This is a genomic window from Hymenobacter metallilatus (assembly GCF_003944705.1).
Lineage (GTDB): Bacteria > Bacteroidota > Bacteroidia > Cytophagales > Hymenobacteraceae > Hymenobacter > Hymenobacter metallilatus.
In genome coordinates this window covers 99,851-125,608 of the sequence record NZ_RWIS01000002.1, presented here as the reverse complement: position 1 = coordinate 125,608, position 25,758 = coordinate 99,851, and the positions used below count along the sequence as shown (strand labels likewise).

General features: G+C 56.5%; 21 protein-coding genes, 2 tRNA genes and 1 pseudogene. 5 read left to right on the top strand and 19 right to left on the bottom strand.

Annotated elements, in window-relative coordinates:
- The 15 genes and pseudogenes from EI290_RS03890 to asnB all read right to left on the bottom strand — a co-directional run bounded on the left by EI290_RS03890 (window position 1) and on the right by asnB (window position 16,305).
- Window positions 1-1,155 carry a glycosyltransferase family 4 protein gene (locus tag EI290_RS03890; RefSeq protein WP_125426968.1) on the bottom strand — a complete coding sequence of 385 codons (1,155 nt, stop codon included), beginning with the start codon at window positions 1,153-1,155 and terminating at the stop codon, window positions 1-3.
- Window positions 1,128-2,036: an NAD-dependent epimerase/dehydratase family protein gene (locus EI290_RS03885; protein ID WP_125426966.1), complete on the bottom strand. Its 909-nt coding sequence runs from the start codon at window positions 2,034-2,036 to the stop codon at window positions 1,128-1,130. Before EI290_RS03885 ends, EI290_RS03890 begins: the two co-directional genes overlap by 28 nt.
- Entirely contained in the window at window positions 2,033-2,896 is an 864-nt protein-coding gene (locus EI290_RS03880; protein ID WP_125426964.1) for a class I SAM-dependent methyltransferase, read from the bottom strand. The genes EI290_RS03885 and EI290_RS03880 overlap by 4 nt, the downstream gene beginning before the upstream one ends.
- Window positions 2,893-3,048: pseudogene (locus EI290_RS22965) on the bottom strand (acyltransferase); the annotation flags it as partial. The pseudogene EI290_RS22965 and the gene EI290_RS03880, both read right to left, overlap by 4 nt.
- A 458-nt stretch (window positions 3,049-3,506) precedes the next feature.
- Window positions 3,507-4,763: an ABC transporter ATP-binding protein gene (locus EI290_RS03870; RefSeq protein WP_125426960.1), complete on the bottom strand. Its 1,257-nt coding sequence runs from the start codon at window positions 4,761-4,763 to the stop codon at window positions 3,507-3,509.
- 21 nt (window positions 4,764-4,784) lie between these two features.
- Complete coding sequence (locus EI290_RS03865) at window positions 4,785-5,693, bottom strand: ABC transporter permease (protein WP_246008842.1); 909 nt, start codon at window positions 5,691-5,693, stop codon at window positions 4,785-4,787.
- A 130-nt stretch (window positions 5,694-5,823) separates the two neighbouring features.
- Complete coding sequence (locus tag EI290_RS03860; RefSeq protein WP_125426958.1) at window positions 5,824-6,747, bottom strand: GDP-L-fucose synthase family protein; 924 nt, start codon at window positions 6,745-6,747, stop codon at window positions 5,824-5,826.
- 80 nt (window positions 6,748-6,827) lie between these two features.
- The gene (gene gmd / locus EI290_RS03855) at window positions 6,828-7,943 is read right to left on the bottom strand and encodes a GDP-mannose 4,6-dehydratase (RefSeq protein ID WP_125426956.1); all 1,116 of its coding nucleotides are present in this window, start codon (window positions 7,941-7,943) and stop codon (window positions 6,828-6,830) included.
- A gap of 84 nt (window positions 7,944-8,027) precedes the next feature.
- Window positions 8,028-8,978 carry a glycosyltransferase family 2 protein gene (locus EI290_RS03850; protein ID WP_185816836.1) on the bottom strand — a complete coding sequence of 317 codons (951 nt, stop codon included), beginning with the start codon at window positions 8,976-8,978 and terminating at the stop codon, window positions 8,028-8,030.
- A 97-nt stretch (window positions 8,979-9,075) separates the two neighbouring features.
- The gene (locus tag EI290_RS03845; RefSeq protein ID WP_125426952.1) at window positions 9,076-10,623 is read right to left on the bottom strand and encodes a hypothetical protein; all 1,548 of its coding nucleotides are present in this window, start codon (window positions 10,621-10,623) and stop codon (window positions 9,076-9,078) included.
- Window positions 10,624-10,635: 12 nt separating this feature from the next.
- Window positions 10,636-11,055 (bottom strand): sugar 3,4-ketoisomerase, encoded by a 420-nt coding sequence (locus EI290_RS03840; protein ID WP_125426950.1) that lies wholly within the window; start codon window positions 11,053-11,055, stop codon window positions 10,636-10,638.
- Window positions 11,056-11,135: 80 nt separating this feature from the next.
- Window positions 11,136-12,122 (bottom strand): UDP-glucuronic acid decarboxylase family protein, encoded by a 987-nt coding sequence (locus tag EI290_RS03835; RefSeq protein WP_125426948.1) that lies wholly within the window; start codon window positions 12,120-12,122, stop codon window positions 11,136-11,138.
- Window positions 12,123-12,222: 100 nt separating this feature from the next.
- A complete protein-coding gene (locus EI290_RS03830; RefSeq protein ID WP_125426946.1) occupies window positions 12,223-13,560 on the bottom strand; it encodes a UDP-glucose dehydrogenase family protein in 1,338 nt (445 codons plus the stop codon).
- 41 nt (window positions 13,561-13,601) lie between these two features.
- Entirely contained in the window at window positions 13,602-14,333 is a 732-nt protein-coding gene (locus EI290_RS03825; RefSeq protein WP_125426944.1) for a glycosyltransferase family 2 protein, read from the bottom strand.
- 64 nt (window positions 14,334-14,397) lie between these two features.
- Window positions 14,398-16,305 carry an asparagine synthase (glutamine-hydrolyzing) gene (gene asnB, locus EI290_RS03820; protein WP_125426942.1) on the bottom strand — a complete coding sequence of 636 codons (1,908 nt, stop codon included), beginning with the start codon at window positions 16,303-16,305 and terminating at the stop codon, window positions 14,398-14,400.
- Between the two features lie 128 nt (window positions 16,306-16,433).
- Here asnB and EI290_RS03815 point away from each other — a divergent pair, with 128 nt between their 5' ends.
- Window positions 16,434-16,931 carry an acyl-CoA-binding protein gene (locus tag EI290_RS03815; RefSeq protein ID WP_125426941.1) on the top strand — a complete coding sequence of 166 codons (498 nt, stop codon included), beginning with the start codon at window positions 16,434-16,436 and terminating at the stop codon, window positions 16,929-16,931.
- A gap of 112 nt (window positions 16,932-17,043) precedes the next feature.
- Here EI290_RS03815 and EI290_RS03810 read toward each other — a convergent pair whose 3' ends face one another.
- Together EI290_RS03810 and EI290_RS03805 are read right to left on the bottom strand one after the other, a co-directional pair.
- The gene (locus EI290_RS03810; protein ID WP_125426939.1) at window positions 17,044-17,394 is read right to left on the bottom strand and encodes a n-acetylglutamate synthase; all 351 of its coding nucleotides are present in this window, start codon (window positions 17,392-17,394) and stop codon (window positions 17,044-17,046) included.
- Between the two features lie 5 nt (window positions 17,395-17,399).
- On the bottom strand, window positions 17,400-18,809 hold the full coding sequence (locus EI290_RS03805; protein ID WP_125426937.1) for an FAD-binding oxidoreductase: 1,410 nt from the start codon (window positions 18,807-18,809) through the stop codon (window positions 17,400-17,402).
- A 45-nt stretch (window positions 18,810-18,854) separates the two neighbouring features.
- Between EI290_RS03805 and EI290_RS03800 the strand changes: the two genes are divergently transcribed.
- The 4 genes from EI290_RS03800 to EI290_RS03785 all read left to right on the top strand — a co-directional run bounded on the left by EI290_RS03800 (window position 18,855) and on the right by EI290_RS03785 (window position 23,487).
- On the top strand, window positions 18,855-19,535 hold the full coding sequence (locus EI290_RS03800) for a C40 family peptidase (RefSeq protein ID WP_246008841.1): 681 nt from the start codon (window positions 18,855-18,857) through the stop codon (window positions 19,533-19,535).
- 244 nt (window positions 19,536-19,779) lie between these two features.
- The gene (locus EI290_RS03795) at window positions 19,780-23,160 is read left to right on the top strand and encodes a TonB-dependent receptor (protein ID WP_221766229.1); all 3,381 of its coding nucleotides are present in this window, start codon (window positions 19,780-19,782) and stop codon (window positions 23,158-23,160) included.
- Window positions 23,161-23,301: 141 nt separating this feature from the next.
- Window positions 23,302-23,375: transfer RNA gene (locus tag EI290_RS03790), tRNA-Ala, on the top strand.
- A 38-nt stretch (window positions 23,376-23,413) separates the two neighbouring features.
- Window positions 23,414-23,487 (top strand) — tRNA-Ala (locus EI290_RS03785).
- A gap of 243 nt (window positions 23,488-23,730) precedes the next feature.
- On the opposite strand, the gene cysK is transcribed toward EI290_RS03785, so the two are convergent.
- Together cysK and EI290_RS03775 are read right to left on the bottom strand one after the other, a co-directional pair.
- Entirely contained in the window at window positions 23,731-24,651 is a 921-nt protein-coding gene (cysK, locus tag EI290_RS03780; RefSeq protein WP_125426933.1) for a cysteine synthase A, read from the bottom strand.
- 146 nt (window positions 24,652-24,797) lie between these two features.
- Window positions 24,798-25,634, bottom strand: coding sequence for a serine O-acetyltransferase (locus EI290_RS03775; protein WP_125426931.1), 837 nt, complete (start codon window positions 25,632-25,634; stop codon window positions 24,798-24,800).
- Between the last annotated feature and the right edge of the window lie 124 nt (window positions 25,635-25,758).

Sequence of the window (25,758 nt, the reverse complement as noted above, 5' to 3'; positions counted from 1 at the left end):
TTATGCCGTAATCTGGTGAACGATACGCATAAATTCCTGCCCGAACCGGGCCACATCCTGCCTATAGGTATAGGGCTTGGCAGGTAGTTTTCCGGCCAAGGCACAGTGCATTGCTTCCGCCAGTTCTTCGGGCTGGGCCGGGTTGAAAAAGCCGGCGGCAGCGTACGTCTGCAACTGCTCCCGATGCACGGCCAAGTCGGATACCAGCAATGGCACTTGCATGGATTTGGCATCCTCCACCACCGTGCTCCAGCCCTCAAACAGGGAAGGCTGAATAACAGCCAGGGCAGAGGCCATCAGCACCTGCTGGTCGTCGCGGGGGATAAAGCCCAGGAACCGTGTTTGCGCTTCTACACCCAACGATTCGCGCAGGACCATCAGCTCGGCGAAGTAGCTGGGGTTGCGGTAATCGTGCTCCTTACCCGTAAATACAACCTGCACCTGCGGATGCGTATCGCGCAGTTTTGCTACGGCCTGCAACACTACAGGATGGTTTTTGTGCTTCCAGAACTGGTTGCTGCAGATGAAATAAGGTCCTGTCAGTTGGTAACGGGCCAGGCACTCAGTTGCGGCGGGCGCATCAGCGCGGTGGCTGACGGCAAAGGGTAAGATGTGCTGCGTCAGGTTGCTGCCGGGGTAAATGGCGTTGAAATCGTGCTGGGCCGCGCGGCTACTGAACACGATGTGCCGAGCCAACTCCAGCACCAGCCGCTGGTCGGCTTTGCGAGCCTGGATTTCCTCGGCCTGAAAAAAGGCGGGCAGGTAGTGCTCCTGAAAATCAGGAATCCAGTACAGATGGTGCGGAATGCGGCTAAAGTAGTGCCGCCAGCCGGTAGGCAGCGGAAAAATCAGCTCCGCATCGTGGTAGAGGCTGCTGATGGGACGCTTGCCCGTGAGCAGGTGAGCCGCTTTATTGATGATGCGCTCCGGCAGTGAGAGGCGCCGCTCAAACTGCCGGAACGACCAGTGCGCGTATTGTACGGCCTGGCGCAGGCGGTCCGCATCAGCGGGCTCCCGGCAGAAAATCAACAGCTCCGGCTGCTCCGAATCGCGCAGCGTAGCCAGAGCCGCAATCAGGTTTTCAATGTAATAGGTACCCCCAATCCAGTTCTCGTTGTACGCATAAATCAGCGCAACCCGCTTTCGTGTAGCCATTCTACGTAGTGTTGAACGCCCTCCTGCACTGATACTGCCGGCACGAAGCCCAGCGCGGTCAGGCGGCTGATATCAGCCCGCCAGTTGACGGGGTCACCGGAACGGCCGGCACCGGAAAAATGGAGCTGCCCGGTAAAGCCCAGAGCCCGCAGCAGGCTGGTGGCTACTTCGGCCACGGTAGTTTCTACCCCGCTGGCTAGGTTGTAGGCTCCGCCATCAAAGGTTCCGGCCGCCAGCACCCGCTCAATGGCCCGAATAATATCGGTAACGTACACAAAGTCGCGCGACTCCTGCCCGGTACCAAACAGGGTAAGCGCCGTAGTGTCGCGGCTTTTCTGGGCAATATCCCACAGCAGCTGCTTCTGCAGACCAGGCCCATAAGCCGAAAAAATGCGCAGTACGCAACTACCCACCCCAAAAAACTGCTGGTACTGCTGGCATAGCTGCTCCGCCATGAGCTTGTGCTGGCCATAAGGCGAAACCGGCACGGTGGCAGTCGTTTCGGGAATGGGCAGCACCGAGGGGTTGCCGTATACGGCCGCGCTGGACAGGTTAATGAACCGACAGGCGGGTGCGTGCCGTCGAATGGCTTCCAGCAGCTTGGCTACATTGTAGGTATTGAGCGAAAAGTCGCGCAACGGATGCTTTAACGAATCGGGGACGCTGGCCGCGCCAGAGCAGTTCACGCAGAAGTCAAACAGTTCAGCCTCGAACAGCTCATTAAAATCCGCGGTAGTGCTGTCAATTACCACATAGCGCGGGTCGTTGTACTCCGCCACCACGTCGCAGCCCCAGCACTCGTAGCCGTACTGCTGCTGAAGCAACCGGTACGCATACTGACCGATAAAACCCTTGGAGCCAACTACCAGAACTTTCTTCATGGCTTAATGCAAATGTAAGAATACATGCGTCCGGGAACAGCACGTTCATTCAACAAAGAGCCATCTACACTATTTTTAGCTTTATACCACCGTTGCAATAGCGGAATGCGTCCTAATAGGCCCAGCTTGCGTTGGAGTTCCTTGGCCAAATGCAGCTCCTGCCCAGCCTGCCGCTGCGCAATTTCTGCCTCACTGGTGGGAAAGTAGTTGATAACAGAATCGTAGAACTTCAATTCTCTTTCGATCTGTAGTCCCGCCGCCTGCATGGCTTGTCTGTATTCTGCCGGGCTAAACGCATTTTCGCCACCGTAGAAGCGGTGTAATGGATGCATTTCCAAAAACCATTGCTTATCCGCAGCATCGAACACCACATGGTCGCGGATAGTGAGTAATATTCCACCTGGTTTTAGCACCCGACCACATTCCGCCAAAAACTCAGTGAGATTATATGCATGATGAACCGCCTGACGTACATACACAACGTCAAAGCTGTTATCTGCAAACCCAATATTTTCGGCAAACTGCTCAAATACATTCATATCTGTAAGCTCTAGCTGGGCTTGAAGCTTACGGATAGCATTAGCGCCTACACTGTCGCTGGGGTCCGGCTCTACGGCCGTAACGGTATAGCCGCGCAGTGCAAAATTCACGGCACTTATGCCATTTCCAGAGCCAATATCCAGAATTGTTTTAGCATCTGGAGAGTATTTCTGAAGTATCTCCAGTGTTTTGATGAATTCCGCACTTTTACCAAAGCGCTCAACGTTCAGCTGTAAGTCTGCATCAAAATATGCCTGTTCTACCAATTCGGCATACTTTGGATCTTTTCTGATCTGCGCAATGGTTTCGTGCCAATTCATGAAGTGTATTTTAGAATTTTAGCTGGATTCCCTCCTACTATTGCGTAATCGGGAACATCTTTAGTTACAACACTACCAGAAGCAACTATTGCACCTTCACCAATTGTTATGCCCTTCATAATTATTGTATTAAATCCAATCCATGCTTTATCCTTAACAACAATTTCGGATTTTTTCACAACACTCCAATCCTTGTATATTCCAATTTTATTCTCATCAAGCCCTTTTTTCCAATCAATAACATCATTCTTTCTTTCCTCCCAGATTAAAGAATGAGAATTACTATCAATTATAGTGCATCCCCAGGAGAACATGACGTCATTTCCAATAGTGATTTTATCAACACAAATAAATTTTGTGCCACCACCCAAAAATGTTCTGTCCCCTATTTCAATAATACCTTCTTTTATTTCAAATATAAAATCAGACTCTATTACACAATCATTACCAATCTTTATAAATGGCCTAACAATGTTTTTATTTCGTATAAAAAGATTCGCGTTTGGATTAAACCTAGTTCTCTCACCAACAGTGTAAAACCCTTTGTTTACATCTTGAGGAGATGATTCAGAAATTTTAAGAATTTTTTTTGCAATTCTCTTTAACATCATCATATCAAAGACCATTTACAGTCCACGAATACACATCCGTAATCATTACCAGCGTATTGAAAAAAATCTGTTCCGGTTTCCTCAATTTCGAAAGAAACCGAATCTTCCAGATACGCAGCAACTTCTACATTTGGAATATGTAGCGCCAATATAGGAGTGTATCGATTTGGCACCAACGTGCTATGGGGTATTACTGCTTGTACTGTGTACGTACCGGCCTGATCAGTTATATCCTGTATAGCTATCTGGCTGGTAAATACGTTGCGCTCCGTCTGATCTTTAATCCGAAAGCCTAGCACATAATTCTTCTCCGGGTCGCTGATGACCACTTCAACTTGCAGGATAATATCCTCATTAAAGTAAAAATTGGTCTGGGACTCCAAGGCTGGACTCAGCAGGTCCACCCGCAAAATATCGTTGGGCTTAGGGTCCTCATTGCGGTAAGAGCCCGCCGTAGCGCTATTGCCTTGGCGCAGGTAATAATCAACGCCCTGCTGCACTCCTCCATCAAATACTACCTGGCCATTGCCCATCACCAGCGCCTTATTGCACAGAGAAGTTACCGCGCCCATATTGTGGCTCACAAACAGCACAGTGCGGCCGTCGTTCACGCTTACGTCCTTCATACGGCCAAGGCACTTCTTCTGAAACTCGGCGTCGCCTACGGCCAGCACCTCATCCACAATCAGGATTTCGGGTTCCAGAAAGGCGGCTACGGCGAAGGCAAGACGCACGTACATGCCGCTGCTGTAACGCTTTACGGGCGTGTCGATGTAGCGCTCCACACCCGAAAAATCCACAATCTCATCGAATTTGCTGCGGATTTCGGCTTTGGTCATGCCCAGGATGGCGCCGTTGAGGAAGATATTCTCGCGGCCCGTCAGCTCCGGGTGAAAACCGGTACCCACCTCCAGCAGAGAGGCAATGCGGCCCTTTACCTTCACGCGGCCGGCGGTGGGGGCCGTCACCTTCGAGAGCACCTTCAGCAGCGTGGATTTGCCAGCCCCATTGCGCCCGATGATACCCAGCACCTCACCCTGCTTCACCTCAAAGCTGACGTCCTTCAACGACCACACGAAATCACTACTGCCCTTGGTAGTCCGGTCGTTGGTTTCCCCGATTTTGGCAAAGGGATCCTCCTTACCGCGCAGGCGAGCCCAGGCGCGGTTGAGGTCGTGGCTCAGCGTACCCGTTCCAATTTCGCCCAGCCGGTACAGCTTGCCCAGGTTTTCTACCCGAATGGCTACGTCGCTCATAGTGTGTGCTACAGGAATACCCTACACCGTATCGGTGAAGCTCTTTTCTACTTTATTGAAGACAATGGTACCCACCAGCAGAATACCAATGGTGGCAGCAGTGCTGTAACCCAGGTACATCCAGTTGAAGGTACCCTCGCCCAGAAAGCCGTAGCGGAAGGTTTCCACGATGGACGTCAGCGGATTGGCCAGAATCAGCCACTTCTTCCAGCCATCGGCCTCGCCCGTGATGTTGGCCAGCGGATAAATAACCGGAGTGGCGTACATCAGCAGCTGCACCCCAAAGGTGAGCAGCATGGCCAGGTCGCGGTACTTGGTGGTTAGGGCGCTGAAAATCATACCCAGCCCCAGGGCCAGCAGCCCCATCAGCACCACCAGTGCCGGCATCAGCAGCAGGTAGGCGTTGGGGTGCACTTTATCGGTAGTGAACAGGTAAAAGAGCCACACCACCAGAAAAAGCGCCAGCTGAATGCCAAAGCGCACCAGATTGGACAGCACGATGGACAGCGGCATAGTCAGGCGCGGAAAGTACACCTTGCCAAAAATGGCCGCGTTGGCCGTGAATACCGTGGAGGTAGAGGTAAGTGCCTGCGCGAAGTAGTTCCAAATGGTGATGCCAGCCAGGTAAAACACCAGAGGCGGCGCATCGCCAATCGGAATTTTGGCAATGCCATTGAACACCACCATAAACATGATGGTAGTGAGCAGAGGCTGAATAAAAAACCAAATGGGGCCCAGTACGGTTTGCTTATACGTGGACACAAAGTCGCGCCGTACAAACAGCATCACCAGGTCGCGGTAGTTCCACACCTGGCGCAGTCCTAGGTCGAGCAGACGGGTACGGGGCTGAATTACTTCCGTCCAGTGGTCCTCAGAGGCCGCCGTTGGGGAAGCAACAGGAGGGGTTTGCGGAACGTGTAGTGTTTGCACAGAAAAGGGTATTAGGCGAACAGGCAGCGCACTGCAGCCTGTGTGTAACTACCAGCATTGCTACCATAACCAAAGAAGGTGTAGCAAAACAAAGGTAGCCAACTATTTCCGGCGGCTACGGCCGCCAGTCTCAGTTGGCAAAGGCCTCCTGGTACACTTTCTTCACACCTTCGCGCAACGGAATGGTATAGCGCCACCCCAGCCCGGCTAGCTTTTCCACATCAAGCAGCTTGCGCGGAGTACCGTCGGGCTTGTCGGTATTGAAGCGAATGGAGCCGGTGTAGCCGGTTATATTGCGTACGAGGTCGGCTAGGTCGGCAATGGTAATATCCTCGCCGGTACCAATGTTCACGGGCTCGGCCTCGTTGTAGTGCAGCAGCAGGTGCAGGCAGGCATCGGCCAGGTCATCCACGTGCAGAAACTCGCGGCGCGGCGTGCCCGTACCCCAGATTTCCACTTCCGGCTTCTTCTGCTCCCGGGCCTCATGGAACTTGCGCAGCAAGGCCGGCAGCACATGCGAGTTTTGCAGGTCGTAGTTGTCGCCGGGGCCGTAGAGGTTAGTGGGCATGGCCGAAATAAAGTTGCACCCGTACTGGCTGCGGTAAGCCTCACAGAGCTTGAGGCCGGCTATTTTGGCAATGGCGTAGGGCTCATTGGTGGGCTCCAGCGGCCCGGTGAGCAGGTACTCCTCCCGGATGGGCTGCGGGGCCAGCTTGGGGTAGATGCAGGAGGAACCCAGAAACAGCAGTTTGCGCACCCCATGCTGCTGGCTCTGGCTGATGATGTTGTTCTGTATCATCAGGTTGTCGTAGAGGAAATCGGCCCGGTAGGTGTTGTTGGCCACAATGCCGCCTACTTTGGCGGCGGCCAGCAGAACATACTCCGGGTTTTCCAGGGCGAAAAAAGATGCCACGGCAGCCTGGTCGCGCAGGTCCAGCTCCTGGGAGGTGCGGGTTACCAGATTATGGTAACCCGCTTGTTTCAAGCGGCGCAGCAGGGCCGAGCCCACCATGCCCCGGTGGCCGGCCACGTAAATCTTGGCGTTAGACTCCATTATTGGGAAAGCACCGCAGGTTACTCCCTGCGTAGTGAAATGGAAAGAAGTAAAGTGCCGTAAAGCCGCTGCTGCAAGGCCTATTCAGAATAAGCACCGGGTACCGGGTGCCCACCAGCGCGCAGATACGCGTCGCGGCGGAACAGGTCGAGGTCGGCCTGCATCATTTCACTTACCAGGGCGGGCAGGTCGTACTGGGGCTCCCAGCCCAGTTGGGCTTTCGCTTTGGCCGGGTCGCCAATCAGCAGTTCCACCTCCGTGGGTCGGAAGTACCGCTCATCAATTTGTACTATAACTGCCCCGATAGGCAGTTGGTAATCAGGATTCAGACAGGCCGCTACCACACCTTTTTCCTCTACTCCTTCGCCCTCGAAAGCTACTTCCACACCTACTTCGGCAAAGGCCAGGCGTACAAACTCGCGCACGGTGGTGGTTACGCCGGTGGCAATTACATAGTCTTCGGCTTTTTCCTGCTGGAGCATACGCCACATAGCTTCCACGTAGTCTTTGGCGTGGCCCCAGTCGCGCTGGGCGTCCAGGTTGCCCAGATACAGCTTGTCCTGCAGGCCCAGGGCAATGCGGGCAGCGGCGCGGGTAATCTTGCGCGTCACGAAGGTTTCGCCCCGCTGCGGGCTCTCGTGGTTGAACAGGATGCCGTTGCAGGCGTACATGCCGTAGGCCTCGCGGTAGTTGACCGTAATCCAGAAGCCGTAGAGCTTGGCCACGGCGTAGGGCGAGCGGGGGTAGAAGGGCGTGGTTTCGCGCTGGGGCACTTCCTGCACCAGCCCGTAGAGCTCCGAGGTGCTGGCCTGGTAGATGCGCGTCTTGTGCGTGAGGCCCAGAATGCGCACCGCTTCCAGCAGCCGCAGCGTGCCCACCCCGTCCACGTCGGCCGTGTACTCGGGCGTGTCGAAGCTCACCTTCACGTGCGACATGGCCCCCAGGTTGTACACCTCATCGGGCTGCACTTCCTGCATAATCCGGATCAGGTTGGTGGAGTCGGTCAGGTCGCCGTAGTGCAGCTTGAAGCGCACGTGCTCCTCGTGGGGGTCCTGGTAGAGGTGGTCGACCCGCTCGGTATTAATGGAGGAAGAGCGGCGCTTGATACCGTGTACTTCGTAGCCCTTGCTCAAAAGAAGCTCGGCCAGATAAGAGCCGTCCTGGCCCGTGATGCCCGTAATAAGTGCGCGCTTCATGCAGTATGGTTGAGTGTAACGCTCCAACAGCCGGCGCGGATGCATCCGAAACCGGCTGTTGAGCAGCAAAGATAAGGTAAAAAGCTAGGAGCCTCCGCGAACTACGGCCGGCCGCTGTTCCTCCACCACGTACATGGGGCGGCGGCGGGCGGCGTCGAGGCCGCGCCACACGTATTCGCCGATGACGCCCAAGGCTATCATCTGGAAAGCAGAAACGAACAGTACCACTAGCATGAGGGTGGTCCAACCTTCGGGCTCAGGCGCCCCGGAAAGGCGCAGAATCAGTAGAAAAACGCCATATAAGGTGGCTATTCCACCTAGTAGCAAGCCCAGCACTGAAATGGCCCGGACCGGAAAGAAAGAAAAGGAGAGCAGGGAGTCCACGAATAGCTTAACCTTTTTGCTCAGCGTCCAGCGTGACTGCCCCACTTGGCGGCGGCGGCGGCGGTACGGAATACTCACGTAGGGGTAGCCGAGCCACACCAGCAGGTAGAACACGTTGCCATTGCGTTCCTGCATACGCACAACCTCGTCGCGCAGCTGCCGGTCGAAGAATACCATATCGAAGCCACCGGAGGGAATGCCGGGCAGGGCAATACGGCGCATGAGCCAGTGAAAAGTATTGGCTACCAGCTGTTGCCCAAAACCCTCCTCCCGGTCGGCGCGGTTGGCTAGTACCAGCTTCAGACCCTGCTGCCAGTAGGTGTACATCTGGACCAGGAGTTCGGGTGGGTCCTGCAAATCGGCCGTAATAACGGCCATGCACTCCCCCGTAGCGGCGGCCATACCGGCCACAATGGCATTGTAGGAACCCACATTTCCGGCCAGCTTCACCAGCGTCACCCGCTCGGGATGTGCCTGCTGAAAAGTCTGTAGGGCGGCCCAGGTCCCGTCGCGGGAGCCATCATCAACCAGCACATACTCGAAGGTAACTTCCGGAGGAAAGTTCTGCTCGTTGGCAATCAGCTCGGGCCCGGTAATCGGGATGTTCAGCTCATTGTAGTAGCACGGAACAATAACAGAAAGCTTGGGCATAAGACGAGAAACAGCAGAAGTCGATACGGCTCCGCATACCGGGCCAGCGCGTAAAGATGCGGAATCAAACCTGACCTGACGAGGTAGCGTCAAGGGCTTACGTAGCAGAAGTGTTGACTTTCCGCAGCCGGACAGGTCCATACAGCCAGCGTATTGCTGCCAGCATAGCGAGTAAGACCACTGCCTGGATCAGCAGAAACTGGTTACTAGTCCAGGGACCAACATTCATCCAGTACGCCTGAAAGGGAGAGTTCCAGACATACTCAGAGCCAGGTCCATTGCCCAGCGGAAACTGGTCCTGGGGCTGCCCGAAGGTGGGGTCGAAGGCGTTGATACGCAGCCAGACCTTCGATTGTACCAAGTATAGTCCGGTAGTAACTGCCACCGCCCACGGACGCGGCTTCAGCTGTTGCACCGCCATGGCTACCCCTACCACCAGCACCGGCAGCAGATTAGCCAGCTGCCGGGTCTCGCAATTCACCGATAGTAAAAGCAGCAGCACCAGCAGGCCCCCTACTGCCAGCCCTAGCTGGCGCACGGCCAGCAGCACACGGCGCCAGTACAGCAGCCCCAACACCACCGGAAGACCGTAGTAGTTGCTATGGGCCACGAGGCTTTGCAGAGGCCGCGTTACGGCGCCATATACCATGTTTGTGAGAAAGGTAGCCACGTTCAGATGCTCGGTACCCTGTCGGCCCAGGCCGCGCGTAAGCCCCAGAAAAGCGGCTACCAATACCAGCACGGCCACCCAGGCGCGGGGTTGCCGCAGCACCTGCTCCCCCAGCTTCAGCAGATTGGCAGGGGAAGCCCCCAGTACCCGGGCCACCTCATACTGCGTAAAGGCCACATATAGCGTAATCAGTCCGATGCTGAGTGGCAGCACCGTGTATTCCATGGGAGCCACTATCAGGCCCAGCTCAATACGCTTAATATAAAGCGTCAGTACACACAGCCCAGCCAGCGCCAGGCTGCTTCCGGCCGCCCATAGCACGCTCAGCGGCTTATTACCTCTGCGCGGCAGCCGCAGAAACGGGGGCAACACCAATAGCACAATATTGCAGTACAGTGCCGTAGGCCATACCAGCAAGGAGGCCAAGGCCGTCAGCAGTAACCGCCCCGGGTGCCGGGCCAGGTGATAATACAGGCTCATAAGCCCCACCAGCAGGGCCGTACGGTCGTATGTGAACGGCACGTAGGTATCGTATTTCAGGGTAGCAAAGCTGACCAGCAAGCTCAGATACCCAATCCACACCGCTGCCGGGCCCAGCCGTAACAGGCGGGCCAGCTGGTCCCAGTAATATACTACCAGCCCGCCGACAACCAGATTATACCATTCAAAGTACCGCAGCAGGTTCGCATCGGTGAAAGCAATGCCGGTTAGCCGGAAGAAGTAGTGCAGCAGGCCGAATGGTAGAATACGCTGAATACTGTAGGCATTGACGCCCTCAACAAAAACGGCCCGGTAAAAATCCAGCGCTACGGCCCGGTAGAAATATGCTCCCTCGAAGCCAAAGCCATTATTTATCGGAATTCTATCCGGATACCACATAAACCAGCCGGACACCAGCGTAAGCAGGATAAGGAAGAAAGCAGCCGGACAGCGGTACAGGTAGCCTGCCAGAAACGCTGCGCGTTGTTGGTTCATGGAGCGGCGGCCCTAAGCGCACCAAATGCGCCGGAATGTGTGATAGTCACGGATGTAATCGGCCTCGTCGTAGGGCTGCGAGGCTATAGCTACCTGCAGGGTACCAGCCAGGTACTGCATGGTATGCCAGGCATGCGGTGGCACATACAGGCCCAGCGTTGGGCGGTCCAGAATAAAGGTTTGAACTCCCTGAAGGGCCGTTTCCGTCATCACCACGATACGCCCAGCTACGGCTATCAGTACTTGCTGGGTGTGGTAATGCGCGTGCCGGCCCCGTACCACAAGCTCTGGCGTATTGTAGGTCCAGAACGTCCGGTGCACCGGAAACGGGATTGTTTTATCGGCTTCCGCTACCGTCAGGTAGCCCTCCGATTCGCTTCCATACCGTGGCAGCTCAATCAAATATGGGGCTGGATGAACAGGTACAGGCATGAAGCAAAGGTAGACAGAAGGTGCAAAAAAAAGTCCGTCAGCAGCCTGCCGACGGACTTCTTCTATTGGGCACTGCGTATTTAAAATGTCCGCGGCGTGTTATTAACGGTGCCAGTGGCTACACCCGGCACATTCTCTTTGAAATACTCCAGCGTACGGCGCAGGCCTTCGGCCCGGTTTACCTTCGGCTCCCATCCCAGTATCTCCTTGGCCTTGCTGATATCGGGCCGGCGCTTCATGGGGTCGTTGGTGGGCAGGGGACGGTAGTCGGGCTTGAACTCCACGCCGGTGAGGCGGGCAATTTCTTCCCCAAACTCCTTAATGGTAATTTCATCGGGGTTGCCGATGTTCACGGGCAGCGGGTAGTCGCTCAGCAGCAAGCGGTAAATTCCCTCCACGAGGTCGTCCACGTAGCAGAACGAGCGGGTTTGGGAACCGTCGCCAAACACCGTGAGGTTTTCGCCGCGAAGCGCCTGACTCAGGAACGCCGGTAGCACGCGGCCATCGTTGAGGCGCATCCGGGGGCCGTAGGTATTGAAGATGCGGACAATGCGGGTTTCCAAGCCATGGTGGGTGTGGTAGGCCATGGTAATGGCTTCCTGAAAACGCTTGGCCTCGTCGTAGCAGCCGCGCGGCCCTACGGGGTTCACGTTGCCGAAATACTCCTCTACCTGCGGGTGAATCTCCGGGTCGCCGTACACCTCCGAGGTGCTGGCAATCAGCATCCGGGCGCCCTTCACCCGGGCCAGACCCAGCAGGTTATGCGTACCCAGCGAACCAACTTTCAGCGTCTGAATGGGAATTTTCAGGTAGTCGATGGGCGAAGCGGGCGAAGCGAAGTGCAGGATGTAATCGAGCTTGCCGGGCACAAATACGAACTTCGACACATCGGCGTGGTGAAACTCGAAACTCTCGTTGCCAAACAGATGCTCAATGTTTTTCAGGTCGCCGGTAATCAGGTTATCCATGGCAATTACATGGTAGCCTTCCGCCAGAAACCGGTCGCAGAGGTGGGAGCCCAGGAAGCCCGCCCCGCCGGTAATCAATACTCGTTTTTTGTCAGCCATATTTCTGAGAGTTTCTAGTTACTGGTTTCTCGTTTCTGGTTGTTGGCTTCCAGCTGGTATCACACCTAAAAACCAACAACTCACAACGATAAACTCCTTCTTAAGCCGGCTCGTGGTGGGCTGTTTTCACCCCAATGCAGTGGTAGGCGTAGCCGGCAGCCTGCAGCTCCGCTGCATCGTAGATGTTGCGGCCATCGAAGATAACCTTCTGCTTGAGCAGGCGACTCATTACCTCGAAATTTGGTACGCGGAACTCCGGCCACTCCGTCACCACCAGCAAAGCGTCGGCATCTATGAGGGCCTCCATCTGGTCTTTGGCGTAGGTAATGGTATCCTTCAGCGTATGCCGGGCTTCTTCCATGGCCACTGGGTCGTAGGCCGTAACGGTGCAGCCCTCGGCCAGTAGTTTCTCAATGATAACCAGCGAAGGAGCTTCGCGCATATCGTCGGTTTTGGGCTTGAACGACAGGCCCCACACGGCAATCTTCTTCCCGCTTAGTTCGCCTCCGAAGTGCTTTTTCACTTTATTATACAGCACTTCCTTCTGGGCGTCGTTCACGCTTTCCACAGCTTTCAGCACTTGCATCTTATAGCCGTTTTCCTCGGCCGTTTTGATGAGGGCCTTTACATCCTTTGGGAAGCAGGAGCCGCCGTAGCCGATACCGGGGTAAATGAACTTGGTACCAATGCGGGCATCGGAGCCAATGCCTTTGCGCACCATGTTTACATCGGCCCCCATGATTTCGCAGAGGTTGGCAATGTCGTTCATGAACGAAATTTTGGTAGCCAGCATGGAGTTGGCCGCGTATTTCGTCATTTCCGCCGACGGAATGTCCATGAAGATGATGGGGTGCCCGTTCAGCAGGAAGGGCTTATAAAGGCGGCTCATCACCTCCTCGGCCCGCTCAGAAGCCACTCCCACTACAATCCGGTCGGGCTTCAGGAAGTCATCAATGGCCGCCCCTTCCTTCAGGAACTCGGGGTTGGAGGCCACATCAAAGTCGATAGTCTCGTTGCGGCGGGCCAGGGCATCCTCGATTTCCTTGCGCACTTTGGCGGCAGTACCCACGGGCACCGTGCTTTTGGTGACAATTACGCCGTAGGTGCTCATGTTCTCCCCTATCTCGCGCGCTACGCCCAGCACGTATTTCAGGTCAGCCGAGCCGTCCTCACCGGGCGGAGTGCCCACGGCAATAAAGGCTACGTCACACCCTTTAATGGCATCAGCCAGCTTGGTTGAAAAATGCAGGCGGCCGGCAGCTACGTTGCGCGTTACCATCTCCTCCAGGCCCGGCTCATAAATGGGCAGAATTCCTTTGTGGAGGTTGTCGATTTTGCGCTGATCAATGTCAATGCAGGTTACGTCGATACCTACTTCGGCAAAGCAGGTACCCGTTACAAGGCCTACATAGCCCGTGCCTACTACTGCAATTTTCATATGTAAGTCAGTTGATGAGTATTGAGTGGGCGTACTTGTCCTTAGCTGAACAGACCGTACTTGATGATGCAATAGATGGCCCGAAATCCATCGCGCCAGCCTATTTTCTTGCCTTCGGCGTACGTACGCCCGTAGTAGCTGATGCCTACCTCGTAAATACGCACATTGGGCACACGGGCCATCTTGAGCGTCACCTCCGGCTCGAAGCCAAAGCGTTTTTCTTCCAGCGTCAGGCCCTGCACAATATCCCGACGGAACAGCTTGTAGCAGGTTTCCATGTCGGTGAGGTTGAGGTTAGAGAAGGCATTGCATAAGGCCGTGAGCCACTTGTTGCCGATGCTGTGCCAGAAGAACAGGATGCGGTGGGGCTTACCACCCATGAAGCGGGAGCCATACACCACATCGGCCATGCCGCGCACGATAGGCCGCAACAGTACGTTGTACTCCTCGGGGTCGTATTCTAGGTCAGCGTCCTGAATAATCAGGTACTCGCCGGTAGCCTCCCGGATGCCGGTGTGCAGGGCGGCACCTTTGCCCTGGTTTACTTCGTGCTTGCGGTACTGGATGTTCAGCTCCGGATTGGCGGCTATGTAAGTATGAATGGCTTCTTCGGTATTGTCCCGGGAGCAGTCATTCACAATGATTACCTCCTTGGTAAATCCCCCAATCAGCTCCACGGCCTTTACCTGATCCAGAATCAGGTGGATGGTTGCCCCTTCATTGTAAGCCGGAATAATGATAGAGAGCTTACGCGGGAGAACGGGTGCCGACATACAGGAAGGAAAAGCAGGAAGTTGAAATCAAAAGAAACGTGACGTTGCGGAGGCAATCCGGATGTTAGGCCATCATCCATTTTTTCCACCACCACTGAAACACAATCAGGGCCCAGATGCGGGCGTGCACGTCGCCGGGGCTGCTGCTGAACAGCTGCTTTTTCAGGGTGCGGATGCTGTCCACGTCGAACACGCCCTGGGCCTCAATGAAGCCATCCGACAGCAGATCGTCTTCAATCAGGGGGCGCAGCTCGCCGCGGAACCACTTGAGCAGGGGCACCTCGAAGCCGTGCTTGGGACGCTTATACAGCTCCTCGGGCAACATAGGCCGGAAGGCATCCTGCACAATTTTCTTCTTCATCTTCGCGTCAATCTTGCTGCTAACGGGCAGGGAGAAGGCAAAGCGTACCACATTGGGGTCGAGGAAGGGCGGGCGTACCTCCAGGGAGTTGGCCATGCTCATCAGGTCCACCTTGGCGAGCATATCGTAGGGCAGCACCAGCTTGGTGTCGGTGAGGAGCACTTCGTTCAGGTCGCCGTCGGCGTGCAGGTCGGCCAGCAGGTCTTTGCGGCGTTTTTCGGCCAGCTTCTTCCCCACTTTGCGGCGGGAAGAAGCGCTGAGCAAGCCGCGGGCATCCTTTTCGGAGGCAAACGAGGCCCAGTCCCAGTACCGGTCTTTGGGGCCGCTGAGCATCCCGCGCGAGAAGCGCTGAAACTGCCGGATTTTATTGCCGAAGTAGGAGTTGCGCGACTTAGGCAACACGTCCCAGAGCAGGTTGAGGCCGGTTACGGCTTCGGCCTTGAAGCCCCCCTGCCGCACCTGAAACTCGCCCATGTGCTTGTTGTAGCCGGCAAACAGCTCGTCGGCCCCGTCGCCGCTCAGGGCCACGGTGGCTTTTTCGCGGGTGCGCTTGCTCAGGATGTACACGGCCAATGCCGAGGAATCGGCAAACGGCTCATCAATGTAGTTGAGCACATCGAAAATGTGGTCGTACAGGTCCTGGTTGGTGAGGGAGAAAACCGTGTGGTTGGTTTTGTACCGGTCGGCTACGAGCTTGGCGTACTTGGTTTCGTCGAAGAACGGCTCGTCGCGGTAGCCAATGCTGAACGTGTTCAGGTGCTGGGTGTGGCGGGAGGCCAAGGCCACTACCACTGAGGAGTCGATACCGCCGCTCAGAAAGGCCCCCACCGGCACGTCGGCCACAAGGCGGCGGGCCGTAGCTTCATCCAGCAGTTCCACCAGCTTGGCCTGCTGCTGCTCGTAGCTGGTCCGGTTCTTCTCAACCTTTTTGGGGTCGTAGGGCACTTTATACCAACGCTTGCGTACCACCTTCTTGCCCTTCACATATAAATAATGGCCAGGCAGCAATTTCTTAACGCCTTTGAAGATAGTAGCAGGGCCCGGAATGTAGTTGAGCTGCAGGTAGTGGCTCAACGAGACGTAGTCGAGCTTGCGCGGAATGCCCAGGGCCAGCAACGACTTCATCTCGGAGGAAAACAGGAGCTTATCCTCGTCGCGGTAAATCAGTAAGGGCTTCTCCCCCATCCGGTCGCGGGCCAGAAAAACGGAATCTTCCTCCTTATCATAAATAGCGAAATCGAAGAAGCCGTTCAGCTTTTTCAGGAAGTTCCGGCCCTCGGCCATATAGAGGTGCAACACCACTTCCGTATCGGTCTGGGAGTGGAAGCGGTGGCCCTTGGCAACCAGTTTCTGGCGTAGCTCCTTAAAATTGAAGATTTCGCCGTTGAATACAATGGTGTAACGCCCCGATTCATCCGTCATGGGCTGGTTACCATCCGCCGACAAATCGAGAATGGCCAGGCGACGAAACCCCAGCCCGCACCGCTCGAATACAAAGTGCCCCTGCGAATCGGGGCCACGGCTGACGATGGCGTCGGTTGAGGCATGCAGTGAAGCCAGCGAGTTGCGGCCAGCGTCAGTAAAGGCGAATACTCCGGAGATTCCACACATAAGGCGGGCAAAAGTACGAACTATCAGGACTTGAGTTCTTAAAAAAAGTACTGCACGCGCCTGCAACCAAAGCCGGGCCCCTGTAGTACAACCTCTACACTCTCCCCTTCCACCTCCTTTGTTACACCATGACTCTGCAAGATAAAATGAGCCTACAACAAGAGTTTGAAGCCGCTGTGTCGCGGGTAGACCACTTGCCCGGCGACCAGGCCGCCGCCCACATGACCGATTTGTACGGCCTGTACAAGCAAGCCACGGAGGGCGACCATGACACGAAGCGGGATGAAGTAGGCGACGACACGCCCGACAACCCCAACGGCCCTAAGGGCCTTTCGCAGGCCCAGTGGGATGCGTGGAGCAAATACAAGGGTACTGACCAGGACGAAGCCCGCCGCCAATACGTGGAAAAGGTTAACGCAATTGCGGGGCCGGTAGGCGAGAAAACGACCATCATCACCGGAAACGGTCAGCCGGCCACTGCCTCGCAGGTAGGTGGGGCTGATGCCAATTCCCAGCAGTCCGGTAATGGCCCCGGCGTATCGCAGGGCGGCCTGCGGGGTGACATTACGGCTGGTGCTCCTTACGGCGGTGAGGACAAGCTGAAAGGCGCCCAGGAAAATTTGTAAGCACCTGCACAGCGCGCTTACTAGCTCTCCTAAACCTTCTGCTTACAACTACTACAGCGCCCTACCCAGCCTTACGTGCCGGGTAGGGCGCTGGTGCGTGCGGGGCTTGCACTCAGGTCAGGACTTCTTCTAAAACAGAATGCCCCGCCGATTGGTCGCCGCTGGTCCATTGCCACCGCTCGTGCAGGCGCAGGCGCCCGTCGGACAGTACTTCCGGAGTGGTCAGGCAAATGCCCGTTCGGAATTCGTGCTGCTGGTTCAGGTGCTGATAGCGCATGGTCAGGTTGCCTGCGGCATCGGCCAGCGCCAGCAACATTCCCCACCGGATGTCGCCGCCGGAATAAGTAGCCGTTACCAGATTGCCCTCCTGCTGGTAGTAGAAGCTCGTTTCGGCATCTACTTCCCCGTTGGGAGTACTATCAACGGACCGGAAAACGCGGTTGTGGTAGTTGATGGCCGGCATCCTGATTAAAAGATTTTGCCGGGGTTCATGATGCCGTGGGGGTCGAACACCCGCTTGATGCCGCGCATCAGCTCCAGGTTGGTGTCGGGCAGGGCAATGCCGATGTACCCTTTCTGCACCAGCCCAATGCCATGCTCCCCGCTAATGGTACCACCCAGCTTAACGCATAGTTCGAATATCTCGGTGATGGGCTGGCGCAGGCCCACGTTCCACATGTCATCATCGAGGTTGCCCCGGATGATGTTGACGTGCAGGTTACCGTCGCCGGCGTGGCCGTAGCACACGGAGGTAAAGCCGTAGCGGCTCCCAATTTCCTTCACGCCCCGCAGCAGGGCAGGTAGTTCGGCCCGGGGCACCACGGTATCCTCCTCTTTATACACGGAGTTGTAACGCACTGAGTTGCCGATGTTGCGCCGAATGCGCCACAAATCATCCTTCTGGGCCGCCGTATCCGCCAGCAGAATCTCGTCGATGTCGTAGCCTTCCAGCACCCCGTACACGGCCTCCGCATCCTTATACAGTTGGTCGAGGTCCTGGCCATCCAGCTCGATGAGCAAATGGGCCCGGATATCCTCGGGCAGAGTAAGCGGTATTTTCAGGTATTCAGAGGACCAGACAATGGCTTCCCGCTCCATAAACTCCATGCCCGACGGAATGATGCCGGCCCGAAATACGGCTGAAACAGCTTCCGCGGCCTGGGCCTCCTGCCGGAACGGTACCAGCATCAGGATATTCTGCTTGGGGTAGGGCAACAGCCGGAACACCACCTTGGTGATGATGCCTAACGTGCCTTCCGAGCCAATCATGAGCTGGGTGAGGTTGTAGCCGGTAGAGTTTTTGAGCGTGTTGGCCGCCGTCCAGATCAGGTCGCCGGTGGGCAGCACCACTTGCAGGTTCAGCACGTAATCCTTAGTGGTACCGTATTTCACGGCTTTGGGGCCGCCGCTGCTGTGGGCTAGGTTACCGCCCAGCGAGCAGCTGCCCTTGCTGGCCGGGTCGGGCGGGTAAAACAGGCCCACCTCCTTCACCGCATTCTGAAACACCTCATTCACCACGCCCGGCTCCACGGTAGCCTGCAGGTTACGCTCATCTATTTCCAGAATGCGGTTCAGGCGGTCAGTGCTGATAACAACACCTTTATGTACCGGCAAGGCCCCACCCGACAGGCCAGTACCAGCCCCCCGCGGCGTGATGGGCAGGCGGTGCTCGTGGCAGAGGCGTACAATGCGGCTTACCTCTTCGGCGTTACCGGGGCGCACTACCACGTCCGGCGCAAACTGCAGGTCCTCGGTATGGTCGCGGCCATAGTCGGCGTACACGTCTGCCTCCACCCGCTGGGCGGTTAGTACATATGGTGTCCCCACAATGGCCTCAAATTCGGCCACCAGCGCAGGAGTCAGGAGTTGAAAGTCCATAGAAAGATGAGGAGTAAAATGACTGCTTCGCGTATCTTTGCCCCGATGCGGGAACACGCTACGAAGGTACGGCATTCAGCGCAGTGGCAGCGGCCACTCTCTACAGCACTGCTTTTACTGCTGGTCGGCTGGCTGGCTGCCTGCGGCAGCACCAGCAAGGTAAACTACCGCAATGGGCGCTACTATTCGGCCCGCGACATGGCCCGAATAAAAGCAGCTGAGCGGCGCCGGGGCGCGGCCGGCACTACGGTCAAGGCCAAATCAAAGGCCGGAACTACGGCAGGCAAGTCAAAAGTGGTGGTACGGCGGCCCAGCCGGCCTTTGCCGGCCAACGTGCCGGTGCAGTTGGCGGCCGTTATCGAAACCGCCCGCTCCTACCAAGGCACCCCCTACAAATACGGGGGCACCACCCGCCTGGGCATGGACTGCTCAGGGCTGCTGCACGAGTCGTTTGCGGCCATCAATGTGGCTATTCCGCGCTCCAGTAACGAGCAGGCGGCCTGGGGTGAGCCCATAAAACCACAGGATTTACGGCCCGGTGATTTGGTATTTTTTGGAGCCTCGCCAGGCAGCAGCACAATTACGCACGTGGGTTTAGTCACGGAAGCCTCGCCGGAAAGCGTGCAGTTCATTCACTCTTCCAGCTCCTTAGGTGTTGTGGAGAATGCTCTGGAAACCGACTATTACCTCAGCAGATTCATCAAGGCGGTACGTCCCAGATTGTGAATTTCCCCCTTACCTTTGTTCCGTTGTAACCCGACTGAATCCGCTGCAATCATAACAATGCGGTAACGCAGCAGCTAAGTTCATCGAGTAATTTTGCGCCGCTTTTTCACCCCTAACAAGCCCCGCTTTTTTTCACCAATCCCCCTCTTTTATGAAACGCAACCATTACGCTTCAGTCGCGCTGGTACCCATAGCGGTTCTCGCAGCGCAGTTGAGCTGGGCGCAGGGTAGTACCACCTCAGCAATGAACGGTATTATTACCGACAAAGCTGGTGAGGGCTTGCCTGGCGCCACGGTTATTGCCGTACACGGCCCCACTAATACGCAGTACGTTGCCCCAACCAATTCGGAAGGCCGCTTCAACCTGCAGAACATGCGTGTGGGGGGACCATACACCATCCGCGTATCTTTTGTGGGGTATAAGGAAGCCGTGCGGGAAAATATTTTCCTGACCCTGGGCCAGAACCAGCGCCTCGATATCAACTTGAGCGAATCGGAGCAGACACTGGGCGAAGTAGTAGTAAGCGGCCGTCAGGATCCGGTTATCAACGCGGGTCGTACGGGTGCCGCCACCACGGTACAGCGCGAGCAGATTGAGCGCCTGCCCACCATCAGCCGCTCGCTGAGCGACTTTACTCGTCTGACTCCTCAGGCTGGCTCGAACAACAGCTTCGGCGGCCGGAATGGCGGTTTCAACAACGTAACGGTTGACGGTGCCATTTTCAACAATGCCTTTGGTCTGAACTCCACCGTAGGCGGGCAGGCCAGCGCCCAGCCTATTTCGCTGGATGCCATTGATCAGATTCAGGTGAGCATCGCTCCTTTCGACGTTCGTCAGGGCTCGTTCACCGGTGCTGGTATCAACGTGGTTACCCGCTCGGGCACAAACAAATTCTCGGGCTCCGTATACGGCTTCCTGCGTAACCAGGATTTTGTAGGGAATAAGGTAGGCGACTTCAAACAGGACTACCCCAAATTCAACCTGCACAACGAAGGTTTCCGGGTAGGCGGCCCCATCATCAAGGACAAGCTGTTCTTCTTCGTAAACGGGGAGCGGGAGCGTCGTAATGACCCACCAAACGGCAACTTCACGGCTACCCGCGACGGTGTACCGGCCGGTGCTCAGACCTCGCAGGCTCGCTCCGCCGACCTGGACTTCCTGAAAAACTTCCTGCAGACGCAATACGGCTTTAATGCCGGCGACTACGAAAGCTATCAGCTCCGCCAAAACAGCGACAAGGCAACGGTTAAACTGGACTGGAACATCAGCCAGAATCACCGCTTCAACATCAAGTACAACTACCTGAGGTCGTACGCCGACATTCCGCCAAGCACCTCGGGCGCTATTGCCGGTCAACGCTCCCAGTCGCAGTTCGGCCTGCCGTTCTCCTCCTCGTACTACACTATCAACAACAACCTGAACTCGTTTATTGCTGAATTGAACAGCAGTTTCGGGGGTCGGTTCTCCAACAACCTGACGGCTGGCTATTCGGCTTTCCGCGACTTCCGCGAAAGCAGCGGTGGTATCTTCCCGCTGGTTGATATTGGCAATTCCGTTGGTCGTAGCTCGGGTGCTGCCCTGAACGGCATTACGGCTACCGGTTCGCTGACCTCGTTCGGCTACGAGCCTTTCTCAGCTTTCAACATCCTGAACACGGACGTTGCCCAGTTTGGTGACAACTTTACGGCTTACCTTGGTAAGCACAACGTAACGATTGGTACCTACAACGAATTCTACAAGTTCCGTAACGGCTTTGCGCCTAACTACTACGGTAACTACTCGTACAACTCGCTGGAGGACTTCTACGCCTCGGCTGGTTTCAACTACGACCGTACGACCAACCCGAGCAACCCCACCATCACAGCTCTGACGGGTACGCGCCCGGGCCCCGCCCGTTACAACCTGCAGTACTCGGCTCTGCCCGGTGGTGAGTTCCCGTACGCCGATATCAAAGCCGCGCAGTTGGGCTTGTATATCCAGGACGAATGGTCGCCAAAGAATAACCTGCGCATCACCGGTGGTGTACGCGCTGACCTGCCCTTCGTAAGCTCGGACCTACCTCAGAACGCGAATGCCGCGGCTCTGACTTTCCGTGATGGGGTGAAAATCAACACCGGCGACCTGCCCAAGAAGCGTGTATTGTTCTCTCCCCGCGTTGGCTTCAACTGGGATGTAAACGACGACAAGAAAACCCAAGTACGTGGTGGTACGGGTATCTTCACCGGTCGGGTTCCGTTTGTATGGCTTTCGAACCAGGCCAGCAACAACGGTGTCCAGTTCGGCTCGTTCAGCTCGTTGGGTACTAACGCTTCCAGCTACGTATTCAACCCGAGTGTGGACGCTTACCGTCCCCAGAATGCCGCTGCTAACACGTCGTACAACTTGGCCGTTACCGATAAGGACTTCAAATTCCCGCAGGTATGGCGTACTAACTTGGCCGTTGATCAGCAGCTGCCCGGTGGTATCATCGGAACGCTTGAAGGCTTTTACACCAAGGACGTCAACGCAGTTTATCACCAGAACGTGAACCTGCGCGGCAGCGAAGAGGCTCCTTTCGCCCGGGCCAATGGTGCCGACAACCGTCCGATCTTCTACACCTTCGGGGCCGCGCAGACCGGTGCCAATGCTGGCTTGGTATCGACCTCCCGGACTGGTGCTCAGATCTACTCGGGTGCGGGTGGCGTTTCGGCGACCAACCCCAACATCAGCGACGCCATCCTGATGAAGAACACCAGCAAAGGATACTCCTACGCTGTTACCGGCCAGTTGCAGAAGTCGTTCAACAACGGCCTGTACCTGATGGCTGCCTACACCTACTCGGATTCCCGCTCGGTAAACGATGGTGGCTCGATTGCCCAGTCCATCTGGCGTGACCGTTCCATCTCGGGCGACCCGAATGCCGAAGCCCTGAGCTACTCGCAGTTCCTGCAGCAGCACCGCGTAATTGGCTCGCTGTCGTACCGTAAAGAGTACCTGGGCCACCTGGGAACTACGCTGTCGATGTTCTACGAAGGTGCTCCGGCCGGCCGTTACTCCTACGTATACTCGGGTGACATGAACGGGGACAACCAGACGTCGAATGACCTGATGTACATCCCCCGCAACCAGAGCGAAATCAACCTGCGTGATATCACGCTGACGGCTGCGCAAGGTGGTGGTACGTACTCGGCGGCTCAGCAGTGGGCTGACCTGGATGCCTTCATCAACCAGGACAAATACCTGAGCAAGCACCGGGGTGAATACGCGGAGCGTAACGGCGCTGCCCGTCCGTGGCAGCACCGCGTTGACTTGCGTATTCTGCAGGATATCTTCACCAATATCGGTGAGAACCGCAACACGCTGCAGCTGAGCATTGACCTCTTCAACGTAGGCAACCTCATCAACAGCGACTGGGGTACGTTCCGGACTACCAACAAGGTGAACCCACTGACCTTTGCCGGTTACAACAACCAGGGCCAGCCAGTATTCACCTTCCCCTATCTGACTGCTCCGTCGTCGGCGACGGTGAACGGCACGACTACCGTAACGCCCGGCGTTCCGCTGTCCCGCACCTTCCGCGACGACACCGGCGGCATCGGCTCGCGTTGGCAGGGTCAGGTTGGCCTGCGCTACATCTTCAACTAAGCTTCAACCACTTAGCTACCTGAAAGTGGGCTGACGATATCGTCAGCCCACTTTTTTTTATCTGAATGCTTGCGGAAGCAAATAACCGTTGTACTTTTGCCAAACCAAATGCAACCGGTTATTTGGGTTAGTGCATAACACGGGGGATTAGCTCAGCTGGCTAGAGCGCTTGCATGGCATGCAAGAGGTCATCGGTTCGACTCCGATATTCTCCACTCCTACTCGCAACAGGCGAGTGTACTGCCGAACAAACGGGGGATTAGCTCAGCTGGCTAGAGCGCTTGCATGGCATGCAAGAGGTCATCGGTTCGACTCCGATATTCTCCACTCCCGTTGCGAAAGCCCAACCAGAAGGTTGGGCTTTTTCATTTTATCACGGATGAAGACGGATGTACCGGAGTGCGCGGATGTATGCTGCGGGTCGACAGTGAGGAGCGGCAACGGCTACTACTTTAAAGTCAAGAAGCCTTCCAATGCGGAAGGCCTCTTGGTGTATAAAATGATACGGGTGAAGCGCACAGGGCCGCAAAGCGGATCAGCGCACCCCCATACCCCTGGTTACAGCGGAGCTTACACAAACAGCCCCTCTACCGATAGGTACCGCTCACCCGTGTCGTAGCAGAAGGTAAGGACGCGGCCCCCCTGGGGTACTTCGGAGAGCTTTTTGGCAACGGCGGCCAGCGAAGCCCCCGATGACACCCCCATAAAAATGCCTTCCTCACGGGCGGCGCGACGGGCCATGTCGAAGGCTTCCTGCTGGCTTACCTGTATGGTGCCGTCCAGAACATTCTGGTGCAGGTTTTCCGGAATGAAGCCCGCGCCAATACCCTGGATAGGGTGCGGGCCAGGGGCACCGCCGCTAATAACCGGCGACAACTCAGGCTCCACGGCAAATACCTTCATAGCCGGAAACTTTGGCTTCAGTACTTCCGCTACTCCGGTCAGGTGGCCCCCGGTACCTACGCCGGTAATGTAGAAGTCAAATCCTTCCGGGGCGTCGTGCAGGATTTCCTGGGCGGTGGTTTCCTGGTGCACTTTGATGTTGGCGGAGTTTTCAAACTGCATGGGCATCCAGGCGCCGGGGGTGTTTTGTACCAGCTCGTGGGCTTTTTCAATGGCACCCTTCATACCTTTTTCGCGGGGCGTCAGCTCCAGGTTGGCCCCGTAGGCGGCCATGAGGCGGCGGCGCTCTATGCTCATGCTTTCGGGCATCACCAGCGTGAGCTTATAGCCTTTCACGGCCGCTACCATGGCCAGGCCCACACCGGTATTGCCGGAGGTGGGCTCTACAATCAGGCTGTCCGGCTGCAGAGTCCCGTCCTGTTCGGCCTGCTCAATCATACTCAAGGCAATGCGGTCTTTGATACTACCGCCGGGGTTGGCCCGCTCCAGCTTCACCCACACTTCTACATCGGGGCGGTGAGCAAACAGCTTGTTGAGACGGAGCAGCGGCGTGTTGCCGATGGTATCGAGAATGGAAGTGGCTTTCATTTTATTTTGAGAAGTGAGACTGTGAGAAGTGAGATATGGGACAGGAAGAAGTAGGAGGTGAGATATAAGACGGTGAAACAGGCGGTTCGTTCGGCGAAGTCGTCTGTCTCACTTCTCATGTCTCATAGTCCCGTATCTCACCTACTTCAAATTGAAAACAGAATATCCTCGGTAGGGTCCTGGGAGCGGGTGACGTGGATGTGGGCTTGATGGTACACGCGGGAGTGCGAAGGCACGCTTTCCGTGAGCCAGACGTTGCCCCCGATGATGCTGTGGCTGCCCACGGTGGTACTGCCGCCCAAAATAGTAGCGCCGGCATAAATCACCACATGATCCTCAATAGTAGGGTGGCGTTTGATGCCTTGCAACTGCTTGGCCACGCTGAGCGCGCCCAAGGTAACGCCCTGAAAGATCTTGACGCCGGCCCCAATTACGCAGGTTTCGCCGATAACCAGCCCGGTGCCATGGTCAATGCAGAAGGATGGGCCAATTTGGGCGCCAGGGTGAATATCGATGCCAGTGCGCTGGTGAGCATACTCGCTGAGCAGGCGGGGCACGCGGGGCACCCCGCGCAGGTGCAGGCCGTGGGCAAAACGATGCATAGCAATGGCATAAAAACCCGGATAGGTGCTAACAACTTCGGCCATACCCTGCGCGGCGGGGTCGGCGGCCACAATGGCGGCGGCATCGAGCAGCAGGGTTTCGCGCAGGAACGGCAGGGAGCTAATAAGCGCGGCCGCCAGCTCCGGAGCAGGCTGCACAATAGGCACGGCCCGGAGCAGGTCGGTGAGGTCGTCCTGGAGCAGGCGCAGGGTGGCGGCAATGGCATCGGCGTCGCGCAGGGGGCGGGCGGAGCGTTCCGGAAACAGCAGCTCCAGCAGCTGGTCGGCTAAGTGGCAGAAGGCCACCGCGGGCAAGGGCGCAGCCGTGTGCTGATGAGCCTGGGCCAGCTCGTATAAAAAGTCGGACTCGTACATAGACATACGCTCAGGAAAGGCGGCCTCCCATGGCCGCATGGCGGAAGATAACCACACCGAGGCTCCTATAAACTACTCGTTGCCCGGAAGGTTTGGCGGCCGGCCGGGCGCAACCTGCCACCCAACCGGC